Genomic DNA, 1,230 nt, shown 5'->3' with positions numbered 1-1,230 from the left:
TGAATCGCCACAGCTCTGCTAGACACTCGAGAGCCGCTGGAAATACTGCTTTTCATACTCGATCGGCGACAGGTCATTGCTGAAGCTGTGCCGGCGCTTCGGATTGTAGAACATCTCGATATAGTCAAAGATGTCTTGCTTGGCCTCGTCTCGGCTAGCGTAGATTCGACGGCGAACGCGCTCCCGTTTCAGTAGCTGAAAAAAGCTCTCTGCAACCGCATTGTCGTGGCAGTTACCGCGCCGGCTCATGCTTTGTTCAAGGTTGTGCGCCTTCAGGAAATCGCGCCAGTCGTAGCTGCTGAACTGACTGCCCTGGTCCGAATGCACCATGACCGTTTGCTTGGGTTGACGACGCCAGACAGCCATCAGCAAGGCGTTCAAGGGCAGCTCCCGATCCATTCTCGAGCCCATCGACCATCCGATGACCTGACGCGAGAACAGGTCGAGCACCGCAGCCAGGTACAACCAACCCTCATGGGTTCGGATGTACGTGATGTCCGTGACCCAGACCCTGTTTGGCTCAGTTACATCGAACTGTCGCTGCAGATGGTTTGGTGCCACTACCGAAGGAAGACCGCCGCGCTTGAAGTGGCGCTTGCCATAGCCCGTCTGAGAGCGCAGGCCGGCTGCGCGCATGATTCGGTGAACGCGATTGATCCCGCATTGCTCGCCCAGGTCGCGCAGATCATCCGATACTTTCCTGTAGCCGTAGACTGCTCCGCTTTCCAGCCAGGACTGCTTGATGTGTACAAGCAGGCGCCGATCTTCCTTGGCCCGATCGCTTTCTGGCTCAGCACACCAGGCATAAAAACCGCTGGGATGCACCGCCATCATCTTGCAAAGCCTTCGGATCGAATGCTCCTCGCGAGCATCGCGAATGAAGGCGTACTTTACCCGGACATCTTGGCAAAGTACGCGGCGGCCTTTTTTAGGATATCGCGCTCCTCGGTAACGCGTTTCAGCTCAGCCTTCAGGCGCTTCATTTCCGCCTGCTGGTCGTCGGCCCTTTGTCGCTCGGCCGGCGGTGCGCTGTAACGCTTGACCCACTGATACAGGCTGTGCGAACTCACGCCCAGCCGCGCAGCAACCTCAGTGGACGGATGCCCGCGCTCCGTCACCTGCTTGACTGCTTCGATCTTGAATTCTTCGGTGTACCGCTTGCCGCTCATAACTTCTCCTTGAACCTACAATTATAGGCTCAGGAGTATCTAGTGAACTCGTGGCGATTCA

At 57.0% G+C, this 1,230-nt stretch carries 1 protein-coding gene; it reads right to left on the bottom strand.

Annotation, left to right across the window (positions count from 1 at the left end; genetic code table 11):
- Positions 1-18 precede the first annotated feature (18 nt).
- Positions 19-1,169, bottom strand: a protein-coding gene (locus KBW98_RS23785) for an IS3 family transposase (RefSeq protein WP_211522634.1) whose coding sequence is annotated in 2 segments (ribosomal slippage) — positions 19-932 and positions 932-1,169 — 1,152 coding nt in all. Because the reading frame shifts where the segments join, the coding sequence is not laid out codon by codon here.
- Positions 1,170-1,230 lie beyond the last annotated feature (61 nt).

Origin of the sequence: Massilia sp. ST3 (assembly GCF_018119405.1) — a bacterium.
GTDB lineage: Bacteria > Pseudomonadota > Gammaproteobacteria > Burkholderiales > Burkholderiaceae_D > Telluria.
The sequence above is the reverse complement of the archived record's forward strand: the minus strand, read 5'-3'. Positions and strand labels throughout refer to the sequence as shown.